This is a genomic window from Halomonas sp. HMF6819 (assembly GCF_044335525.1).
Classification (GTDB): Bacteria; Pseudomonadota; Gammaproteobacteria; order Pseudomonadales; family Halomonadaceae; genus Vreelandella.
In genome coordinates this window covers 35718-54441 of the sequence record NZ_JBIQVY010000004.1, presented here as the reverse complement: position 1 = coordinate 54441, position 18724 = coordinate 35718, and the positions used below count along the sequence as shown (strand labels likewise).

General features: G+C 62.9%; 17 protein-coding genes. 2 read left to right on the top strand and 15 right to left on the bottom strand.

Annotation, left to right across the window (positions count from 1 at the left end):
* The first annotated feature begins 12 nt into the window (after nt 1-12).
* Both ACGLWX_RS12490 and ACGLWX_RS12485 read left to right on the top strand, forming a co-directional pair.
* Nucleotides 13-756, top strand: a complete 744-nt coding sequence (locus ACGLWX_RS12490; RefSeq protein WP_396240126.1) for a Crp/Fnr family transcriptional regulator — start codon at nt 13-15, stop codon at nt 754-756.
* Nucleotides 757-797: 41 nt separating this feature from the next.
* Complete coding sequence (locus tag ACGLWX_RS12485) at nt 798-1346, top strand: hypothetical protein (RefSeq protein WP_396240124.1); 549 nt, start codon at nt 798-800, stop codon at nt 1344-1346.
* Here ACGLWX_RS12485 and ACGLWX_RS12480 read toward each other — a convergent pair.
* The 15 genes from ACGLWX_RS12480 to ACGLWX_RS12410 all read right to left on the bottom strand — a co-directional run bounded on the left by ACGLWX_RS12480 (nt 1343) and on the right by ACGLWX_RS12410 (nt 18694).
* Entirely contained in the window at nt 1343-2005 is a 663-nt protein-coding gene (locus tag ACGLWX_RS12480; protein WP_396240122.1) for a flagellar motor protein MotB, read from the bottom strand. The two genes, ACGLWX_RS12485 and ACGLWX_RS12480, sit on opposite strands and share 4 nt — an antisense overlap.
* Before the next feature lie 4 nt (nt 2006-2009).
* Complete coding sequence (locus tag ACGLWX_RS12475) at nt 2010-2825, bottom strand: motility protein A (protein ID WP_396240120.1); 816 nt, start codon at nt 2823-2825, stop codon at nt 2010-2012.
* 40 nt (nt 2826-2865) lie between these two features.
* On the bottom strand, nt 2866-3564 hold the full coding sequence (locus ACGLWX_RS12470) for an RNA polymerase sigma factor FliA (protein WP_396240119.1): 699 nt from the start codon (nt 3562-3564) through the stop codon (nt 2866-2868).
* A 25-nt stretch (nt 3565-3589) separates the two neighbouring features.
* The gene (locus ACGLWX_RS12465) at nt 3590-3994 is read right to left on the bottom strand and encodes a flagellar protein FlhE (RefSeq protein ID WP_396240117.1); all 405 of its coding nucleotides are present in this window, start codon (nt 3992-3994) and stop codon (nt 3590-3592) included.
* A gap of 37 nt (nt 3995-4031) precedes the next feature.
* Complete coding sequence (locus ACGLWX_RS12460) at nt 4032-4613, bottom strand: hypothetical protein (RefSeq protein ID WP_396240115.1); 582 nt, start codon at nt 4611-4613, stop codon at nt 4032-4034.
* Complete coding sequence (gene flhF, locus ACGLWX_RS12455) at nt 4610-6850, bottom strand: flagellar biosynthesis protein FlhF (RefSeq protein ID WP_396240113.1); 2241 nt, start codon at nt 6848-6850, stop codon at nt 4610-4612. Before flhF ends, ACGLWX_RS12460 begins: the two co-directional genes overlap by 4 nt.
* A 40-nt stretch (nt 6851-6890) precedes the next feature.
* Nucleotides 6891-8975, bottom strand: a complete 2085-nt coding sequence (gene flhA / locus ACGLWX_RS12450; RefSeq protein ID WP_252105816.1) for a flagellar biosynthesis protein FlhA — start codon at nt 8973-8975, stop codon at nt 6891-6893.
* Nucleotides 8972-10138 carry a flagellar biosynthesis protein FlhB gene (gene flhB, locus ACGLWX_RS12445; protein WP_396240111.1) on the bottom strand — a complete coding sequence of 389 codons (1167 nt, stop codon included), beginning with the start codon at nt 10136-10138 and terminating at the stop codon, nt 8972-8974. The genes flhA and flhB overlap by 4 nt, the downstream gene beginning before the upstream one ends.
* 115 nt (nt 10139-10253) lie before the next feature.
* A complete protein-coding gene (cheZ, locus tag ACGLWX_RS12440) occupies nt 10254-10946 on the bottom strand; it encodes a protein phosphatase CheZ (protein ID WP_252105814.1) in 693 nt (230 codons plus the stop codon).
* 39 nt (nt 10947-10985) lie between these two features.
* Nucleotides 10986-11375 (bottom strand): chemotaxis response regulator CheY, encoded by a 390-nt coding sequence (gene cheY / locus ACGLWX_RS12435; protein WP_252105813.1) that lies wholly within the window; start codon nt 11373-11375, stop codon nt 10986-10988.
* A gap of 57 nt (nt 11376-11432) precedes the next feature.
* Nucleotides 11433-13133, bottom strand: coding sequence for a methyl-accepting chemotaxis protein (locus ACGLWX_RS12430; RefSeq protein WP_396240110.1), 1701 nt, complete (start codon nt 13131-13133; stop codon nt 11433-11435).
* A gap of 30 nt (nt 13134-13163) precedes the next feature.
* Nucleotides 13164-14222, bottom strand: a complete 1059-nt coding sequence (locus ACGLWX_RS12425) for a chemotaxis response regulator protein-glutamate methylesterase (protein WP_252105811.1) — start codon at nt 14220-14222, stop codon at nt 13164-13166.
* Between the two features lie 63 nt (nt 14223-14285).
* Complete coding sequence (locus ACGLWX_RS12420) at nt 14286-15158, bottom strand: CheR family methyltransferase (RefSeq protein ID WP_396240108.1); 873 nt, start codon at nt 15156-15158, stop codon at nt 14286-14288.
* Nucleotides 15155-17317 (bottom strand): methyl-accepting chemotaxis protein, encoded by a 2163-nt coding sequence (locus tag ACGLWX_RS12415; RefSeq protein WP_396240106.1) that lies wholly within the window; start codon nt 17315-17317, stop codon nt 15155-15157. Before ACGLWX_RS12415 ends, ACGLWX_RS12420 begins: the two co-directional genes overlap by 4 nt.
* A 96-nt stretch (nt 17318-17413) precedes the next feature.
* Nucleotides 17414-18694, bottom strand: a complete 1281-nt coding sequence (locus ACGLWX_RS12410; protein ID WP_396240104.1) for a methyl-accepting chemotaxis protein — start codon at nt 18692-18694, stop codon at nt 17414-17416.
* Nucleotides 18695-18724 lie beyond the last annotated feature (30 nt).

The following is an 18724-nucleotide window of genomic DNA, read 5'->3' as shown; positions in this document are numbered from 1 at the left end:
GAGACACCGAGCATGAGTCAGGAAAAGAGCTGTATTGTTCGCCACTTCAACCATTATTACTCGTTGTCGAAAGACGAAGAGCAGCTGCTTGATTCGCTCGAAGAGAGCCCGCTCGATCAAAAAGCGGGGTCGCTTCTATGGGAGATGAAGGATCCCGCCCAGGAGTTTTGTACGCTGCGAAGCGGCTGGGCCTACTCCTACCGCCATTTGGAAAACGGCGACCGTCACATCATGGAGGTCTACCTTCCCGGCGACATCATCGGCCTGCGCGAATTTGCCTTCTCCCAACGGCTGGAAAACGTGCGCTTCATCACCGATAGCGTCGTATGCCGCTTCCCGCACAAGCGCATGATCGATTTGTTCAGCGCGTCGCTGCCGCTGACCTCGGTCATGTTCGCCATCAGCAGCCGCCAGCAGTCGCTTCTGACCGAGCGGCTGGTGAACCTGGCCAGGCGCACCGCCCGCCAGAAAATGGCTCACTTCATCCACGAGATGTACGTGCGCCTGAGCCAGACCAACCCGGATTTGACCGGCCAGTTTCGCCTGCCGCTCTCGCAAGAGCAGCTTGCCGACGTGCTGGGACTGAGCCCGGTGCACGTCAGCCGCACCTTCACCGCGCTTAGCGAGGCGGGGCTCATTTATCGCGACCGCCATCACATTAATATTCCGGACCTGGCGGCACTTGCCGCCGAAGGCGAGTTCGACGACTGCTACTTAAGCGACAACGTGCGGCCGCTGCTCGGCCAGACGGAGTAATGCGTATCTTTTCTCGACATCACTACTCGGCGCACCGTCCCATGACGCGTCTCCCTTTTTCCGCGGCCGCGCTCAGCGCCGCCGGGCTCTTAACGCTTGCCACTGCCGCCCAGGCGGCGCGCTACCCGGTCAGCGACGAAACGGCCTTCGGCGGCTGGCACGCTGTGACCACCACCGATGCCGGCCAGCGCCACTTTCGCGCGCTGGAGGCCGAAAGCTATTCGGACGCCATTTTGAGCGTGAACGCCACCGAAGGTGTGTGCCATCTGCCCTGGCTCGAACTGCGCGTGACTTTGGATGAGGCGCAGCCCGAGAGCCTCGCGGTGAACCTGGTCCCGGCGCGGCTGCGCGTCGACCAGACGCCGATCATGGAAACCATGGCGGAGTTCATCGTCGAACAGGGGGACGACGGCTTCTACAGCCACTTCTATCTTGGCGAGCTCGACGCGCTGCTGGCGCGCATGAGCGAAGGCGAGCAGCTCTTCATCGGCTTCGAGCAGGGCAACGCCGCGCCCTGGACCATGACGTTTGATCTCGACGGCGCCGGGCAAGCCATTCAGGAAATGCAGCGGCGCTGCGCCGGGGCTTAAAGCGTCAGCGCCACCGATTCCGGGGCGGGCGTTCGCAGCACGAACTCGACGCGGCGGTTGGCGGCGCGACCCTCGAGCGTGTCGTTGCCGGTGAGCGGGCGCGTGTCGGCGTAACCCACGGCGCGTAGCCGCTGTCGTGCCACGCCCTCCTGCTCGAGATGGCGCACCACCGCGATCGCCCGCCCGGTCGAAAGCTCCCAGTTGGAGGCGAACGCTGCGGTCGATATCGGCACGTTATCGGTGTGCCCTTCCACCGACACCTCGCCATCGAAGGTATCGATCACCTCGCTCAATCGCTCGAGTACGGCTTCACCCTGGGCGGTCAACTCGGCGGCGCCGCTGTCGAACAGCAGGCTGTCATCGATGCGCAGGGTCACGCCTTCGCGCCCCTGGCTCACGCTCACGCCCTGGATGTCGAGCGCCGCCATTGCCGGCGACAGACCGCTGTCGCGCGGCAGGATGCCGGAGGAGAGCGGTGTGAGCCCGTGGCCTTCGTCCGTCGCCTCGCCGCCGCTGCCCGCCGGTGTCAGCGCCAGCAGCAGCACGAACAACGTGATCAGAAGTGTTAGCACGTCGAGGTAGCTGGTCAGCCACCCCTCCTCACCGTCGCCACCGGTGAAGGGCGATTCCAACGCGTGGCGGGCGTCGCGGTTCAGCATGACGCTACCCTTTCGCCGCGACGCCGCTGCCCGGGCGCGGCTTCACGTGCGGGTCGTTGATCTCGTCGTGATAGTTGGCCACGAACGAGTTCAGCGTCTCTTCGATGAACGACGGCAGCCGGCGCTTGGTGATCAGCGAAATGCCTTCGAGTACCATGTTCATGGTGATCAAACGCTCCTCGGTGCGCCGCTCGAGCTTCACCGCCACCGGCTTGAACACCAGATTGGCCAGCAGGATGCCGTAGAAGGTGGTCAAGAGCGCCACCGCCATGCGTGGCCCAATCACCTCGAGATCCCCCGCGTCCATCACTTCGAGCATGTTGACCAGCCCGACGAGCGTTCCGATCATGCCAAACGCCGGGGCGTAGGTCGCCATGGTGCGAAAGATCTGCGCCTCGGCGTGCTCGCGTGCCTTGAGCCTGGCGATGCGCCAGCGCAGCATGTCGAAGATCTCGTCTTCCTTGGTGTTGGCGATGACGAGCTGGATGCCGGTACGCAGAAACGGGTTGCGGGTGTGCTCGAGCTCGCGCTCGACCGCGCGCACGTCGCCCTTGAACCAGAGCCTGGCCATCGAGACCAGCTCGTCGATGTCGTCGCGAACGAAGGTATTCTCACGGCGAAATACCAGCCCCACCAGACGCACCACGCGCACCACTTCCTTGAGCGGATAGCTGATGAACGTCGCCGCCAGCGTGCCGGTGATGACGATGGCAAGCCCGGGCAGGTTGATGAAGCTTTCCGGGGACTCCGCGGTAAAGAACAGCACGCTCACCAGCAAGAGGATGCTGGCGCCTATTCCGATCAGGGTAGAGGGGTTCATCGACGGCTCCTCGCCGGTTGGTTGTAAGGGTGAAAGTGTCTCAGTCTGGCTCGTGCAGGCGCGCCCGCAATCGGCTAATGGCTTGGCTGTGCAGCTGCGATACCCGCGACTCGGTGACGCCCAGCACGGCCCCTACCTCCTTGAGGTTGAGCTCTTCCTGGTAGTAGAGCGCCATCAACAGCTTTTCGCGCTCCGGCAGCGCTTCGATCGCGGCGATCAGGGTTTCGCGCTGTTGGCCGTCCAGAAGTTCCTCGAAAGGCGCGTTCAGCGACTCCTGAACCGGCTCGCCGCCCTCCTCCAGAAGCTCCTCGAAGGGCAGCAGGTGGCCGCTGTTGGTATCCGCGAGAAGCTGCTGGTACTCGTCGAGCGGGATATCCAGATCGCGGGCGATCTCGCTCTCTTCCGGAGCGCGGCCAAGGCTTTGCTCCAGCCGGCGCACGGACTCGTCCATGGCCCGGGCGGAGCGGCGCACACTGCGCGGTAGCCAGTCCCGGGTACGCAGCTCGTCGACCATTGCGCCGCGAATTCGTTGGCTGGCGAAGGTGGCGAAGCTCGCCCCCTGGGCGGCATCAAAACGCCCGAGCGCCTCCAGTAGCCCCACCATGCCGGCCTGGATCAGATCGTCGAGCTCGATGCTGGCCGGCAAACGAACTTGCAACGCCAGCGCCTGGCGACGCACCAGCGGCATGTGCTGGTTGACCATCTCGCTGTGTTGGATTCTTCCCTTTGCTGTATACATCGGCGTGCCCCTGGCTAATCGCTGGTCACTGATAGTTCACAATCACTTGAAGCCCTTTCACCCTCACCGGCGGCTGACCGCGCCCCAAGGCGAAACGAAACGCGAGCGGCGCGCCGGCGCCGAGCCCGGCAAGGCCGGTGGAGCTGCCGCGCTGGCCGTCGAGGGCGACGCAGCGCTCCGGGTGGCAAAGCCAGGCGAGAATATCGGCCCCGGGCGGCGCTTCAAAGCGCCAGTTGACGCGCTCAATGCGCCCCTGACGAATCTCGGCGCTGGGCGGCGGCGCGAGCGCCTGGCTAACGCTTGCCCGGTCGCTCATGGCGACCATCAGCCCGGTCGCGTCGATGCTCCAACTGCCTCCCCCTGCCAGAGCCGACAGCGAAATCCCGCCGGCGACCACCCCACTCAGTGCTGCGAGAATGACGTTTCTCATTAGCATAACCTAACTATAGTGGCTCAATCAGTATGGCCTACCTGGCTAAAAGCAGCAGTTCGATTCCCAAATACGTCGCCGCCGCGGCGTGCAGGTTCTCGAGCAGCCCGGCGCGGGGCAGGTTTGGCTCGTGCAGCGCCAACAGTCGCTTGGGCCCCTGGTGCTCGCTGACCAGCCGCAGCGTGCGGTACATGGCGGCGAACGCCTCGGCGTCGCTTCGCACCCACAGCGCCCAGCGTGAGTAGCGCGCGCAGAGCGCCTGGAGCGGCGCATCGGCGTCCACCGGCACGACCTCCCAGCTCTCTGACGTCGCTGCCCAGCGCCGGCCGAGCCGCGCCCACTCGTCGAGGCGCGCGATCACCGGCTCGCGCTGCTTCGATCCAAGCCCGACGACGACGAGTGGGATTTTGGCGGCATGCGCGTTGGCGACGTGCGCGTTGGCGACATGCGCGTTTGCGACGTGTGCGTCCGCGACGGGCGCATCAACAGCGTGCGCGTCATCCGCGTGCGCTTCCAACGTATGCACTTGCTGCGCGTTGTCGTCTTGCGAGCCTACCGACTGGCCGGTGCGCAAATTCGCCCACTGGCGCAGCCCCGCGGCCTGGTCCTGGCCGCTCATGCAAAGGCCTCGCGGCTGACGCTACCAAACTGGCGGATTGCGTCGCGAGTCATCAGAAGGTGCATCAGCGCGTCCGCCAGCGCGCTATCGCGGCGCTTACGCGGGCTACCCAGAAGGCGAAGCAAATCCTGCTGCAACACTCGGGCCTCTTCGTCGTCGGCGCTGTCCAGGTGAGCGGCTACGCACGCCACGCCGCTGGCCATCAAGAGCCGTAACTCGGCGCTGACCTCGCCGCCGTCCGACTCCTTGAGCGCGCGCCAAACGCGCTTGGTCAGCGCTATCGTGCCTTCACCTTGCAGCTGGGTGATCAAAAGTGACAGCGCCTCGCTACCCAGCCGCGCCGGCGTGAGCCAGTAGCGTTTGGCGACCCGCCGGGAGGTTTCCGGGTCGCGCAACTCGCCGCTCCAGGCGAGCAGCGTCCGGCCCGCGGCGTCGGTGACCTCGGCGTGGGCGCTGTAGAGCGCGAGCGACTGGCCGCGAAAGCGTACGGGCACGTGGTGGCCCAGGGTCGCCTCGTCGAACAGTGCGGTCATGGCGTAGCGCTCGCCTTGCCAGTATACCCGCTGACTGGCGCTGACCCGGCTGACCCAGGTCAAGCGCTCGGCTTCCAGCGCGTCCAGCGTGTCGCCCTCAACCAAAGTGGGCAGCAGATGCACCGCTGCCTGGCGCTGAGCGTCGATGCGCGCCGGCCATCCGGCGCTCTGGCGGTGCTGCAAAAGCGTCAGCGCGCAGAGGCGGCCGTCAGCATCGAGATTCAGATCAGGCATCGACCACTCCATGCCGCGCTCGGCACGCCGCGGCGACCACACCACCCCCAGCGCGCGCTGCTCTTGGCTGCGGTCGGCAAGCGCCGCCAGACGCTGGTCGTGGAGTACGCCGGGCAGCGCGGCGATATCCCAGCTCGCCTCCAGTAGCGAAAAGCCGGCCACGCGCTCGCGAAGGCTCGCCATCAGCAAGCTCAGGCGCCGCCCTTGGCCCAGCACCTCCCGCGACCAGCGCGGCGCCAGCGCCTCGCTCGACCAGGCCGGGCGGGCGGGCTCGCTTGTATGCGCGTCGGTCATGGCGTGGGTCAGCGCCTGGTCCACCAGCGCCGTTGGCTCGGCGAGCTGCATGTCCTCCGGCACGCGCTGGCCGTTGGAGCAGAACAGCACGCGCAGGCCAAAGCGCATGACGATATCCAGAAGCGGCGCCAGCCGGCCCGCCTCGTCCTGTTTGGTAATGATGCAGTCGTCGAGCTCCGCGCCCGCCGCTCGTGCCGCCTGGCGGTAGCGCAGCACCACCTCTTCCAGGGTTTCCGGCTGGCTGGCGGCGTTAAGCACCAGCACCAGGCGCACCTTCGAGCCGCCGCCCTGAAGCTGGTCGATCTGGGTGATGACGCGCTGGTCGCGCTGGCTCATGCCGACGGTGTCGATAATCACCCACTGCTTGCCGCCAAGGCGCCCGAGCAGGTCGTCGATCGGCTGTTCGTGGTCGAGGGCGTACATGGGCGTGTCGAGCAGGCGGGCGTAGATACGCAGCTGCTCGTGGGCGCCGATACGAAAGCTGTCGGTGGTGACCAACGCCACCGGCCGCGTGCCGTGGCGCATGACGAAGCGCGCGGCGAGCTTGGCGGTGGTGGTGGTCTTACCCACGCCGGTCGGGCCGACCAGCGCCACGATGCCGGTCTGGTCGAAAAACGCCTCTTCGCTTTTTTGCACCTTGAGCCGCGCGATGAGCTGGCGATGCAGCCACTCGAGGACTCGTTCGTCCTGGGGCGACAGCGCGCTGAGGGAGTCGGGCAGCGCCGCGCTGACTTCTTCGCAAAGCTCGTTGCCAAAGCCTACCCGGGCGAGCAGGGTGTTGAGCGTTTGCGCGGTCGACGGCGCCGGCGCGCTCGCCACGTGGGTGCGGGCGAGCAGCGCGCGCATGTCCTGCATTTCCTGCAAAAGACGCTCGCTGACCGCTTCGAAAGGCTGGCTCGCGCTTGCCGGCGCGGCGGGAGGCGACGCCTCGAGCGCCGCGGCAACGCGCGCGTAGGGGCGGTCGACGTCGGCGGGGTTTTCCTTATATGGCTCGACGGCCGGTTGAGGCATCGTCGGTACGGCGTGATCCAGCGCGGCGTCCTCGGCCATGGCCAGAATTTCCACGCCGGTATCCGTGCGCCGGTTGGCGACGATCAGCGCCTCGTCGCCCAGCGCCGCGCGTACCTGGCGCATGACATCGCGGCTGTTGGCACCGATAAAGCGTCTTACGCTCATGGGTCTCCCCCTTCGTTAGTCAAAGCGCGCCCGTCTCGTCTCATCGCGCCCCGCCTACCAGCGTGGTGATTCTCAGCGTGCGGTCGTCGGGAATTTCGGCTTGGGACATGACCACCAGGTGGCGTAACCGACGGCGCAAAAAGCGCGCAACGATCGGACGCAGCGAGTGCTGAACCACCAGCACCGGCGGCTCGCCGCTGGCTTCCTGGCGCTCCAGCGCCTGCTGGGTCTGGTTCATCAGCGTATCGGCAAGCCCCGGTTCCATGGCGCCGTTGCCGTTCATGGCCTGTATTAAGACCTGCTCGAGCTGGGCGTCCAGGCCGATCACGTGAAGCGCCTCCTGTCCTGCGAACCACTGCTGGGTAATCGAGCGGCCCAGGCTAATGCGCACCTGAGCGGTCAGCTCGCCCACGTCCTTCTGCTGACCGGCGACGTCGGCCAAGGTATCCAGAATCGTGCGCATATCGCGAATCGAGACGTCCTCTTCGAGCAGGTTCTGCAAAATGCGCTGGAGCGCGGTGAGCGAGATCGCCTTCGGCACGACCTCCTCGACCAGGGATTTCTGCTCGTCGCCGAGCTTGTCGAGCAGCTTCTGCACCTCCTGACGGCCGAGCATTTCCGGCGAGTGGCGGTGTAAAAGATGGTTCAAGTGCGTGGCGATCACGGTGCTGGCGTCGACCACCGTATAGCCGAATACCTGGGCGTGTTCGCGCTGGCTGGCATCGATCCACACCGCCGGCAGGCCAAAGGCCGGATCCTCGGTAGGGGTGCCGGCGAGCTCGCCAGAGACTTGGCCTGGGTTGATCGCCAGCCACTTGCCCGGCTGCGCCTCGGCGCGGCCGATCTCGGCGCCCTTGAGCGACAGCACATAGGCATTCGACGAAAGCTCGAGGTTGTCGCGAATGTGCACCACCGGCGGCAGAAAACCGACCTCCTGGGCAAACTTCTTGCGCACGCTCTTGATGCGCGCCAAAAGCTCGCCCTTCTGGCGCGAGTCGACCAGCGGAATCAAGCGGTGACCAACCTCGAGACCCAGAGTATCGACCAACTGCACGTCCTCCCAGCTCGCCTCCGGGGTTTCCTGCACCGACACCGGCACATCAACCATATCTTCGCGCACCAGTACCTTCTCCTGATGACGCTTGAGATACCAGGCGAGCCCACCGAGCAGCGCGGTGAAGATCAAGAACACCAGGTTGGGCATACCCGGTACCATGCCCAGAAGTCCCATCACCGCGGCGGCGAGAATCATCACCTGTGGATTGACGAAGAGCTGACTGAGCATCTGCTGGCCCACGTCCTGCTCGGTGTTGACCCGCGAGACCGTCACACCGGCGGCAGTGGAGATCACCAGTGCTGGAATCTGTGCGACCAAACCGTCGCCGATGGTCAAAAGCGTATAGGTACGCCCGGCGTCGGCGAAGCCCATGCCGTGCTGCATCATGCCGATGACCAGCCCGCCGATGATGTTGACTACCATGATGACCAGCCCCGCCATGGCGTCGCCGCGCACGAATTTACTGGCACCATCCATGGAACCGTAGAAGTCGGCTTCCTGGGCGACTTCAGCGCGACGCTTCTTGGCGTCCTCCTCGCCGATCAAGCCCGCGTTCAGGTCGGCATCGATCGCCATCTGTTTGCCGGGCATGGCGTCCAGGGTGAAGCGCGCGCCAACCTCGGCGATGCGCCCAGCACCCTTGGTGATGACCATGAAGTTGATGATGACCAGAATCAGAAATACTACCAGGCCCACGGCGAAGTTGCCGCCGACCAAAAACGTGCCGAAGGCTTCGATCACCTTGCCTGCCGAGGCGCCGCCCTGATGGCCCTCCATCAACACCACGCGGGTCGAGGCGACATTCAGCGATAGCCGAAGCAGCGTGGTGAACAAAAGCACCGCTGGAAACGCGGCGAAGTCGAGCGGCTTTTCGGCAAACATGCTCACCAACAGCACCATGATGGCCAGCGCAATGTTGAAGGTGAACAGCAGATCCAGCGCGAAAGGCGGCAGCGGCACGATCATCATGCCAAGGATCATGAGGATCAGCAGCGGGCCGGCCAACAGCTTGATCGGCACATCGCCAAAGGGATTGCGTCGACTGATCAACTGGCTAAAAGCCTTCATGAACGTGCCTCAAAAGCACCGGGACCGCGGGCGGGATAGGTCATCTCGTCGGGAACCGGTAAGTTATCGGGGGTCGGCGGCGTTTCGCCACCGTCTTGCGCTACGCTCTTCAAGCGGTACGCCCAGGCCATGACCTCGGCCACGGCGGTGTAAAGTTCCGCCGGCACTTCGGCGTCGAGGTCGACGTGGTGATAGAGCGCCCGTGCCAGCGGCGCTGCCTCCAGCCGTGGCACGTTAGCCTCTTGGGCAATATCGCGAATACGCGCGGCTACTGCGTCGGCGCCCTTGGCCACCACACGCGGCGCGCCCATTTGCCCTTCCTGATAGGAGAGCGCAACGGCGTAGTGCGTGGGGTTAGTGATGATAACGTCGGCCTCGGGCACCTTGCTCATCATGCGCCCGCGCGCCATGGCCTGCTGCTGCTGGCGAATGCGCCCTTTGACGTGCGGGTCGCCCTCGGACTCCTTGTGCTCGCGCTTGACCTCTTCCTGGCTCATGCGCAGCTTCTTGGCATTGCTCCAAAGCTGAAAAGGCACGTCGATCAGAATCACCACCACTAGCGATGCAATCGCCAGCGCCGCCGCCAACGCTGCCAGGTTCAGAGCACTCGCCAGGGCTTGCTGCACCGGCTGATCGGCTAAACCCAAAAGTCGGTCGATGTTGAAATAGATAAAGGCGCTGGCGATGCCGCCGACCAGAGTCGATTTGGCGATTGCCTTGGCAAGCTCGATCAGCGCCTGGCTCGAGAAGATGCGTTTGACGCCCGAAATCGGGTTGAGCTTGGAGAACTTGGGCTGCATCGACTTGGCCGAGACCAGCCAGCCGCCCAGCAGCGCCGGCGCCACCAGCGCCACGGCGCCGAGAAGCACGAACAGTGGGATCATCGCGATCAGCGTGCGCTCGCCGAGATCGAGCGCGTTGGTCAGCATAGGCATTGGGTCGAAGGCCTGATGGCGGTCGAACAAAAACGCCCGCTCCATTACCATGCCGAGCTGGTCGTAGAGCATCTGCCCCATGCCCCAAAGCCCGATGACACCGGCCATCAGCAGTAGAAAAGTCGTGAGCTCGCGCGAGCGGGGAACCTGCCCCTCTTCACGGGCTTTTTCCTTTCGCCTGGGCGTGGCCTCTTCGGTTTTTTCCTGATCGCTATCGTTGTCTGCCATGAGTCATCCGGCTCATCCTGGACGGCGCACCAAAAGTCAGCCGCCCCGAAGGACGGCTGAGTAAGGTGCCTAGTGTGCCAGATGAGACGTTTAACAATGTCTCAATAACAAGGTATTAAAAGCCTAATTCGTCCAATAAGTCGTCCACCTGATCCTGGTCTGTCACGATATCCGGCGCGTTATCCTTGATCTGCGGACCGTTTAGCAGATCTTCCTTGCGCCGTACGCTCTCGCTTTCCCACTGATCCTGGGCCTTGCGCTGCATGCTTTCGCGCGCCTCTGCGCCGGGAACGCTATCGATCAGTACCTGGACAAGCTGGTGCTCGATTTCGCGGATCACATCCATCATCTTCTTGATGACCTGACCGGTCAGATCCTGGAAATCCTGGGCCATCATGATATCCAGAAGCTCCTTGTTGGTAGCCGCGGTCATCGCGGGCACCTCACTCAAGTAGCCGCGGGTCTGTTTGACCAGTTCCTTCGCCTCATCGAGCTCTTTGGGCTCTTCGAACCAGGCGGCCCAGCGTTTGTCGAGCGCCTCCGCCCGTTCCGAGAGCTCGTCCTGCAAGGGCTGCGCGCGGTCGATGGCGTTGAGTGCGCGGTCGGCGGCCTGCTCGGTCATGGTGGCAACGTAGTGCAGCCGGTCACGGGCGTCGGGAATGGCCACCGCCGCTCTCTCGATCTCCTTGTCCAAACCGAGCTCGCGCATGTTGTCTCGCAGCATGCGGGTCAGCTTACCAATCCGGAGAATCAAATCATCGGCGTCTTCGGGCAGCGCTTTGTCGCCTGCCTGCTCATTCTGACTCATGGTGCTCTCCTCGTGAGCCAAGCGCGAAGCCCGGTCACTTTATTTGCCCATCTTTTCAAAGATTTTGTTAAGTTTTTCCTCGAGGGTCGCAGCGGTGAACGGCTTGACGACATAGCCGTTGGCACCGGCTTGAGCAGCAGCGATGATATTTTCCTTTTTCGCTTCGGCGGTCACCATCAATACCGGCAATTCCTTGAGCGCCGCATCCTGGCGAATTTCCTTGAGCATCTCGAGTCCGTCCAGATTCGGCATATTCCAGTCAGAGACGACGAACTCAAAGCTACCCGCGCGCAGCTTGTTGAGGGCGTCCTGACCGTCCTCAGCTTCATCGACATTGGTAAAGCCCAGCTCTTTCAACAAACTCCGCACGATGCGACGCATGGTCGGAAAATCGTCCACGACCAGAAAGCTCATGTTCTTATCGGCCATTGCTCGTTCTCTCTCTATAGGGGGCATTGGCCCCCGACCAGCGTCGGGGGCGTTAAATTAAAAGGATTCCCACTCTTCGACTTGGCTTACACGCGCTCGCGCGGTCTCGGGTCGTTGAGCAATTTGCTGGACGGGCTGAGGTGCTGCGGCCGGCTTGGGGCGCGCACTGGCGGTGGAAGCCGATGCGTAGCCGCGCCCGCCGTCCATCACTTTGAATACCGCGACCGCCTCTTCGAGGCGGCTGGCCTGCTCTTCGAGCGAGGCTGCTGCGGCGGCGGCTTGCTGAACCAGCGCTGCGTTTTGCTGCGTTACCTCATCCATCTGACCAACCGCCTGGCTGACCTGCTCGATACCGTCGCTCTGCTCCTGAGAGGCGGCGGAGATTTCGTCCATGATGTCCGCTACCCGGCGCACCGCGCTGACGACGTCGGTCATGGTGGAGCCTGCCTGCTCGACCAGGGTCGAGCCTTCGCTGATCTGTTTGACGGAGCTGTCGATCAGCGTCTTGATCTCCTTGGCGGCGTCGGCACTGCGGCTCGCCAGATTGCGCACTTCACCGGCGACCACGGCGAAGCCGCGGCCCTGCTCACCGGCCCGCGCCGCTTCGACCGACGCGTTTAGCGCCAGAATGTTGGTTTGAAAGGCGATCGAGTCGATCACGCTGGTGATGTCCGCCACCTTTTGCGAGCTTTGCGAAATGCCGTGCATGGTTTGAACCACCTGCTCGACGACCTGACCACCCTGCTCCGCCGTAGTGGACGCTTCACCGGCCAGGGTGCTGGCCTGGCGCGCGTTGTCCGCGTTCTGCTTCACGGTGGCGGTCATCTCTTCCATGCTCGCCGCGGTCTCCTCGATGGAGGCCGCCTGCTGCTCGGTGCGCGAGGAGAGCTCGGTGTTACCCTGGCTAATTTCCCGGGTGCCGTGGTGGATCTCGCTACTGCCGCCGCGTACGCGTTCGACCAGTCCGGTCAGGTTTTGCTGCATGATGCCCATGGCCGCGAACAGACGACCGATTTCGTTGTTGCTCGAGGGCGGCAGTGGCTCGGTAAGATCCGCTTCGGCGATCTTGTTGAGCCGGCGCACCGCATCGTTGAGCGGCGCCGTAACGATCCGGCGCAGCCCCAGATATACAGCCAATGCAACTAGAATCGTAACGACCAAGGCCCCCACGTAAAGCATATTGAAAAAAGAGCGTTGCGATTGAAGATCTTCCTGAATGCCATCCACCCGGCTAAATCCATAGCGTGTGAACGCTGTAACACTCTCCGCCATCTCCAAAAGTGCACTTTTCATGTCACTACGTAGCTGATCGAACGCCACCGTATCCCGGTCCTCAAGACTCTCCAGCTGCTGTCTGATGAGTGGCATGATCTGCTGGTAGTCTTCAATCATCGGGATAGCCAGCACTTCGCCTTGGGGGGTGCGCGGAGTCGCGATGAAGTGTTCAAAACGCTCCTCGGCTCGTTCGATGCGATCCGCTGCTAACGTAATCGATTCTTCGGCCAAATTGCTGCGGCCCACCATGATATAGCTGGCAGCACGCTCCATTTCTACCAGCGCCTGATTGAGCAAAGAATCGCCACGGTTAAGCTCATTGAGCTGATCGCGACTGATACGGTTAAGCGTATTGACGTTATTTTCGGTGGACCGATCCGTCATGATGTTGAGCGCAATCAGCGCCAGGATCAAAACGATGAAGCTCACCAATGCCGCTAAGACCGCTGTGTGGATACTGACGTTACGAGCGAACCGTCCCATTGCGTGATCCCTATAAGTAGCTACGTTGATTTAAACGCGTTGCGCGCGGCCCGATGCAGCGACCAGCGCCATCAAACGCTCAGGAATGTCATCCAGCGCCAGCACTTCGGTGGCGCCGCCTACGGCAATCGCTTCGCGGGGCATACCGAACACCACGCAGCTCTGCTCGTTTTGGGCGATCGTTGGCGCGCCGGCTTGGCGCATCTTCAAAAGCCCCGTCGCTCCGTCCTTACCCATGCCGGTCAGAATGACGCCAATGGCGTTCTTGCCGGCATACTTCGAGGCGGAATCAAACAGTACGTCGACCGAGGGGCGGTGCCGGTTGACCGGTTCACCCTCGTGCAGTCGCACGACGTAGTTGGCGCCACTGCGGGCCAGTTCCAAATGCTGGCCGCCGGGGGCGATATAGGCGTGCCCTGGGAGCACGCGCTCACCTTCAGAGGCCTCCTTTACTGTGATACGGCACAGCCGGTTCAGGCGCTCGGCAAACGACTTGGTAAAGCCGCCGGGCATGTGCTGGGTGATCATGATAGCCGGCGTGTTAGCGGGCAGCGGCTCGAGCACGGCGCGAATCGCTTCGGTGCCGCCGGTCGATGCGCCGATGATGATCAGTTTTTCGCTGGTGATCATCGGCGCGCTAAGCGCCGCCGGCGCCGACGTGGTCTTGCGCGCCTGACGCGGGCGAGAGCGCGCGGCGGCGCGGATTTTTTCGGCGATTTCGTTGGCGTAGTCCATCATGCCGCTGCGCACCCCGATGCTCGGCTTGGCAACGAAATCCAGCGCGCCGAGCTCCAGCGCACGCAGGGTGATCTCCGAGCCGCTTTGGGTCAGCGACGACACCATCAGCACCGGCATCGGGCGCAGGCGCATTAGCCGGTCGAGAAAATCGAGCCCGTCCATGCGCGGCATTTCAACATCGAGGGTCAGCACGTCCGGGTTGTGCTGCTTGATCAAATCGCGAGCCACGAGCGGGTCCGGGGCGGTGGCGACCACTTGCATATCCGGCTGCTCGTTGATGATCGTGGTGAGCAGATCACGAATCAGCGCCGAGTCGTCGACGCACAGCACTTTGATTTTGGCAGTACTCAAGGTCCGCCTCCTGTTAGTGAATTCATCGCTACACGCCTTTCAAGCAGAGCCACGGCGCGGCGCTCACCGCACGGCCTTGGTGTAGACCGTTTGGCCACGCAGCTTGAAGGCGTCGCTGATGTAGGAAAAATTCTCCGAGTGGCCGGCAAACAGCAAACCATCGCTTTTCATTACCGGGGCGAAGCGCGATAAAATTTTTGACTGCGTCTCTTTATCGAAATAAATCATTATGTTGCGGCAAAATATGGCATCAAAGGGGCCCTTCACCGACCAGGACGGCGCCAGCAAATTGAGCGACTGAAACTCCACCAGCGCCGCCACTTCCGGGCGCACCCGGGCAAGGCCCTCATGATTGCCCGTTCCCTTCTGGAAAAAACGCTTCACGCGCGCTTCGTCGAGCTTGCGCACCTGCTCCTGGGGGTAGATACCCGCTCGCGCCTTCGCCAGCGCGTCGGTGTCGATATCCGTGGCGATCACCTTTGCGTTCGACACGCGCGAACCGAGCACCTCCAGAAGCGTCATGGCGATCGAGTAAGGCTCCTCACCGGTGGACGCCGCCGCGCACCAGATAGTGATAGGGCCGGTGCGGTCCTTCAGGTGCTGGGCCAGCAGCGGAAAATGGTGCGCCTCGCGAAAGAACGCGGTCAGGTTGGTGGTGAGCGAATTGGTGAACGCTTCCCACTCGCTCGCGTCCGGCTGGCGCTCGAGCCGCGTCAAATAGTCGGTAAAGCGCGTTAGGCCGTGGTGGCGTAATCGCCGCGCCAGGCGGCTATAAACCATCTCCCGCTTATGTTCGGCCAGCACGATACCGGCCCGCTGATAGATCAGCTCCCTAACGCGCAAGAAGTCGGCGTCCGTGAGAATCAGATCACGCTCGACTTGACTGCCCGTTGTCCAGGTGCTTTTTTCTCCCGACTCAACGCGTGATTCGTTCAAAATTCCTGCCACTCCTCTGCAACCGCGATCTGCCGTTTAGCGGGGCTGACAGCCGGCGGTAGGGAAGATGACTTCCCGGTGGAAAGCGTCGGCGAAGGCATTTTATAAGTCGCGCTCGCGTGGGCTTGTTGGGTTTGCCGCTGCAGTCGAAACGCTTCGACCGACATCGACAGAAGGCTTGCCTGGTGCTCCAGCGCAAGGGCGGCCTGCGCCGTTTGCTGCACACGCACGGCGTTTTGCTGCGTGGCCTGATCCATTTCGGTCACCGACTGGTTGACCTCACTAATGCCGCTGCTCTGCTCTTCTGATGCCGACGAAATCTGGTGCATGATGTCGGTTACGCTGCGAGCAGCGTCGACCACCTCGTTGATCGCCCCCTCGGCCTGCTCGACCAGCGTGGCGCCGGTGGTGACATCCTGATGCGAGCTGTCGATCAAACCGCGAATTTCCTGAGCGGCGGCGGCGGAGCGACCGGCAAGATTTCTCACCTCTTCTGCCACCACAGCGAAACCGCGACCGTGTTCGCCAGCCCGCGCCGCCTCGACGGAGGCATTCAGCGCCAGAATATTGGTCTGAAACGCGATGCCGTCGATGACATCGATAATATCGGTCATCTTTTGTGAACTTTGCGTAATGCGCTGCATGTTGCTAACAAGCTCGGTCATCAGGTCGCCGGTTTGACTAACCCGCTCAGCATTGTTATCGGCCAAACGGCGCGCTTTTTGAGCGTTATCGCTATTTTGACGTACCGTTGCGGTCATCTGCTCCATGCTGGAGGCGGTTTGAGCAAGCGACGCCGCCTGCTGCTCGGTACGCGCCGAGAGCTCTTCGTTGCCGCTGGCGATATTGCGCGCCGCCGGTGTGACCACTTCGATCCCGTCCTTGACGTCACCGATGATGCTGCCAAGGCTCTTGCGCATGGTGTTCAGCGAACCCAGCAGGTGGCCGATCTCATCGCGACGCGTCGAGGGCGCGCGGGCCGCGAGATTGCCGCCAGCGATTTGCAGGGTGAAGCGCGAGGCGTCGTTGAGCGGCCTGATGATCGAACGCAGAATCATCACACCCAGCAGAATCAGTGCGAGCAGCCCAACCACCATGACGACGGCCTGAGTGGCCAGCATGCTCACTTGGGCCTGTTCTCCTTCCGCGGCCATCGCCTCGGCGGCGCGCTGCTCCTGCCCGATCAGCTCGTTCACCATCAGCGACAGCGCCCGCCCTTCTTCGTTGATTTGCGTGGTGATATCGCCCAGTTGGGTAAACACGTCCAGCGCATCGTCAGACTGCAGTACCCTAACGGCGCTCGCCACGCCGCCTTCGACAAACGTTTGCAACTGCGCATCGAACTCGGCCGCAAGCCCGATCGCGTTCGCCTCTCGATCGAAAAAGGCCTGCCAGGTCGCACTGATCTCCTCAGCTCGCTGAGCGATCTCATCCCCGATGTCGAAGCGACGATCGACCAGCTCCATCCGGTTAGACTGGACCAGCGACTGGCGCGTCAGCGCGATACCTTGATCGATCTGCTGCAAACGGATGACGTCACGCAATCCGTTCTCATGAAGCTGCGTCAACCGATCACCAGCGGCGTTGATACCGAAAAGCCCGAGTCCGCCGCTAAGCAGCAAAAGCGTACTGCCAATTACGATCATGCCGACGAGTTTCGCTCGGATGGTTGCCAAGCGGAGTCGTTTTAGCCGCTGCAGCGCGCCGCGCCGGCGAATACGACCCTTGTCGAGATAAATCGCCTTGCCACGCCCGGCGCTCACCTCAGCGTAAACGTGTTGGGCGTGATCGATCGCCTTGCGGCTCGCCTGTACACGCACGGAGGTGTAACCCACAACGTCATCGTTTTCGATAATCGGGGTGACGCTGGCTTCGACCCAGTAGTGATCGCCGTTTTTGCAGCGATTTTTGACCAGCCCACGCCAGGTCTTTTGCGCCCTGGCGGTCTGCCACAAATCCTTGAACGCCGCCGGCGGCATATCCGGGTGGCGAATAATGTTGTGCGGCGCCCCGATCAATTCATCGCGCGTGTAGCCGCTGATCTCGACAAACGCCGGATTGGCATAAGTGATGTTGCCTTCAAGGTCCGTTCGCGAGACCAGAAAATCGTCGCTTCCCAGTTCGACTTCGCGCTGCGTGACGGGCTGATTATTGCGCATGCTCTACCTTGTTCTTTTTTTGAAAATGATCCCGATAGTGAGCACGGCTAAACCGCGTTCTCCCGGGGTACTGTTAACGACCAGAACGATGCCGGTTTAAAACGCCTCCCACTCTTCGACGGCCGGCGCCGAGCCTACCGGCTTTGCCCGCACGATGGGCGCAGCGGGCAGCGCAGGCTTCGCTATCGGCGCGGCGCCATGCCCCCCCCCCTCGGCAACCTTGAAACGCTCGACCGCGTCACGCAGTCGTGCCGCATCGCCTTCCAGCTCCCTTGCGCGTTCGGCGGCCTGCTGAACAAGCCGCGCGTTTTGCTGCACGACATCATCCATTTGGGTCACCGCTTGGTTCACTTGGCCGATCCCGTTGCTCTGCTCAGAAGAAGCCGATGCGATTTCGTCCATGATGTCGCTAACCCGCTGCACCGCGCTGACCAACCCTTGCATGGTCTCACCGGCCTGGTTGACCCGCGCCGTGCCGCTATCCACCTTGGCAAGCGAGGTATCGATGAGGGTGCGGATCTCCTGGGCGGCGGAGGCGGAGCGGCTGGCCAGGCTACGGACCTCCTGGGCGACCACGGCGAAACCACGGCCATGCTCGCCGGCACGCGCCGCTTCGACAGAGGCGTTGAGCGCCAGAATGTTGGTTTGAAACGCGATGGTATCGATGAGCGTGATGATGTCGGCTACCCGGTGCGAGCTCGAGCTAATCTCTTCCATGGTCTCGACGATCCGGCTCACTTCCTCGCCGCTTTGACGCGCGGTGAGGGTGGCATCGCTGGCCAGCCGACTAGCCTGGCGCGCGTTGTCCGCGTTGTGGTTTACCGTGGAAGCGAGCTCCTCCATACTGGAGGCGGTCTCCTCGAGCGACGAGGCTTGCTGCTCGGTGCGCGCAGACAGGTCACCGTTGCTGCTGGCGATATCGTGGGCGCGCTCGAAAATCAGCGTTCCGCTTTGGCGCACCACCCCAACGGTCTGCGAAAGCGCCCCCTGCATCGCCGCCATGGCGAGGTAGAGCCGCCCGATTTCGTTGTTGCCGGGCGCGGTGATCGACTGGTTCAAATCGCCATCGGCCATACGCTCGAAGTAGCCCACCAGACGGCTCAGCGGGCGCAACACGTTCGCGCTCACGCCCCAGGCTACGACCGCCACGGTCAGCGCTGTGATCACCAAAATGGCGATCAGCGCCCAGCGCGCAAGGTCGGCGAAGGTGTCGAAACGCTGCTGAGCGGCGCCATCGGCCGCGCTGGCCACGAGTGCACCGCTTTTATCCAGCGCGTAAAGCCCGGTGGCGCAGGCGGCGACGGTCAGACCGGAAAAGGTGACCAGAACCAGCGTCCAGCTCAGTCGAACGGTCATGTTGCTCAACAGGGTGTGCATCAACAATCGCCCCTTTTACGCCCGCGGCAC

Bases quoted from the DNA above. Each gene is read 5' to 3' on its own strand.
- ACGLWX_RS12490 (WP_396240126.1), top strand. From the start codon at position 13: ATGAGTCAGGAAAAGAGCTGTATTGTTCGCCACTTCAACCATTATTAC.
- ACGLWX_RS12485 (WP_396240124.1), top strand. From the start codon at position 798: ATGACGCGTCTCCCTTTTTCCGCGGCCGCGCTCAGCGCCGCCGGGCTC.
- ACGLWX_RS12480 (WP_396240122.1), bottom strand. From the start codon at position 2,005: ATGCTGAACCGCGACGCCCGCCACGCGTTGGAATCGCCCTTCACCGGT.
- ACGLWX_RS12475 (WP_396240120.1), bottom strand. From the start codon at position 2,825: ATGAACCCCTCTACCCTGATCGGAATAGGCGCCAGCATCCTCTTGCTG.
- ACGLWX_RS12470 (WP_396240119.1), bottom strand. From the start codon at position 3,564: ATGTATACAGCAAAGGGAAGAATCCAACACAGCGAGATGGTCAACCAG.
- ACGLWX_RS12465 (WP_396240117.1), bottom strand. From the start codon at position 3,994: ATGAGAAACGTCATTCTCGCAGCACTGAGTGGGGTGGTCGCCGGCGGG.
- ACGLWX_RS12460 (WP_396240115.1), bottom strand. From the start codon at position 4,613: ATGAGCGGCCAGGACCAGGCCGCGGGGCTGCGCCAGTGGGCGAATTTG.
- flhF (WP_396240113.1), bottom strand. From the start codon at position 6,850: ATGAGCGTAAGACGCTTTATCGGTGCCAACAGCCGCGATGTCATGCGC.
- flhA (WP_252105816.1), bottom strand. From the start codon at position 8,975: ATGAAGGCTTTTAGCCAGTTGATCAGTCGACGCAATCCCTTTGGCGAT.
- flhB (WP_396240111.1), bottom strand. From the start codon at position 10,138: ATGGCAGACAACGATAGCGATCAGGAAAAAACCGAAGAGGCCACGCCC.
- cheZ (WP_252105814.1), bottom strand. From the start codon at position 10,946: ATGAGTCAGAATGAGCAGGCAGGCGACAAAGCGCTGCCCGAAGACGCC.
- cheY (WP_252105813.1), bottom strand. From the start codon at position 11,375: ATGGCCGATAAGAACATGAGCTTTCTGGTCGTGGACGATTTTCCGACC.
- ACGLWX_RS12430 (WP_396240110.1), bottom strand. From the start codon at position 13,133: ATGGGACGGTTCGCTCGTAACGTCAGTATCCACACAGCGGTCTTAGCG.
- ACGLWX_RS12415 (WP_396240106.1), bottom strand. From the start codon at position 17,317: ATGCGCAATAATCAGCCCGTCACGCAGCGCGAAGTCGAACTGGGAAGC.
- ACGLWX_RS12410 (WP_396240104.1), bottom strand. From the start codon at position 18,694: ATGCACACCCTGTTGAGCAACATGACCGTTCGACTGAGCTGGACGCTG.